A 1,111-nucleotide genomic window follows, 5' to 3' on the forward strand; every position below is an offset into this window, starting at 1 on the left:
CGCTCGTTTAGGAAGCGGCACTCCCCGCGCCGAAGTGCTTCATCCTCCGGGCTACTTGGCGAAATAGGCTGTCCTGAACTTCTCCAGCAGCTCTCTCATCTTTTCGACGTTTGCCAGGTCGGTGGTCTGCTTTGCCTTCATGGCACAGATGAGAAGCTCGTGGAGCAGAGATATCTTCTCCACATATTTTTCGTGGTCCGGGCCTCCAGCAGTCTCCGGCGGTTTAACCCTCTGGGTCATGAAGTACTGGTAGACCGTATCCTGTATCCTGATGGCATGATCATCCTTGTTCTTCACCCAGCGAACGATCTGGTTGTAATTCTTATCTTTCTGACCCGACAGCGCGTGGATCTCGTTTATCCCCTTCTCGATAGTCGTTATATCCTCGCCGATCAGCTTGATTCTCGTCTCGTCATCGTAAATGCCGCAGGGTATCTCACAGTGTGCGAGAACGGGAAGCGCCATCAACGCAACCGACAGGACCAGAAGCAAATCTAAAATGATCTTTTCCATCACAATCCTCCTCTTTTTCTTTCTCTTCCGGGTTTCGGCAGCACGTATCAGAAATATGATGTGGTTTAAAGCGGATTGGTTTTACTTCGTCCCGTTTTAACTATACCCTTCATCCCCCGGCGCTGCCAGTGTAAATCGTCACGATACCGAAGGTAAGGTCCTGCGATGCCACGTTGATAAAACCGGACCGTGCGATCATGCTCTTGAAATCCTCCTGCTCCGGAAATTCGAGCACAGACTCTGTCAGATAGGCATAGGCGCTCCTGTCGGAGAAGACCCCCGCAAGGCGCGGCAAAAGGGTCTGAAAGTAAAAGAGATATGCTTTCCTCATGAGCGGGTTTTTGGGGAGGGAAAACTCGAGTATCACGAGGGTGCCGCCACCCTTCAGCACTCTCGCCATCTCCCGGAGCGACCGCTCCCTCTCCACCACGTTTCTTATCCCGAAGGCGATCATGATCGAATCGAAAACAGCGTCCCCGAAGGGGAGAGACTCCCCGGCACAGGTGACGAAGCGGAATTGCCCGCAAACGTTTTCCCCCTCGACTTTCTTCCTGGCCTCCTGGAGCATCCGGTGAGATATGTCGGCGCCGATGACGAA

General features: G+C 53.1%; 1 protein-coding gene and 1 pseudogene (1 of these 2 cut by a window edge). Both read right to left on the reverse strand.

Annotated elements, in window-relative coordinates; translation table 11 throughout:
- Positions 1-51: 51 nt before the first annotated feature.
- A complete protein-coding gene (locus tag GTN70_06840) occupies positions 52-513 on the reverse strand; it encodes a superoxide dismutase (GenBank protein ID NIO16700.1) in 462 nt (153 codons plus the stop codon).
- 109 nt (positions 514-622) lie between these two features.
- Positions 623-1,111, reverse strand: a pseudogene (locus GTN70_06845) (ubiquinone/menaquinone biosynthesis methyltransferase); it runs 143 nt beyond the window's last position.

The organism is Deltaproteobacteria bacterium (assembly GCA_011773515.1).
In the GTDB taxonomy this organism is placed as follows: domain Bacteria; phylum Desulfobacterota; class Deferrimicrobia; order J040; family J040; genus WVXK01.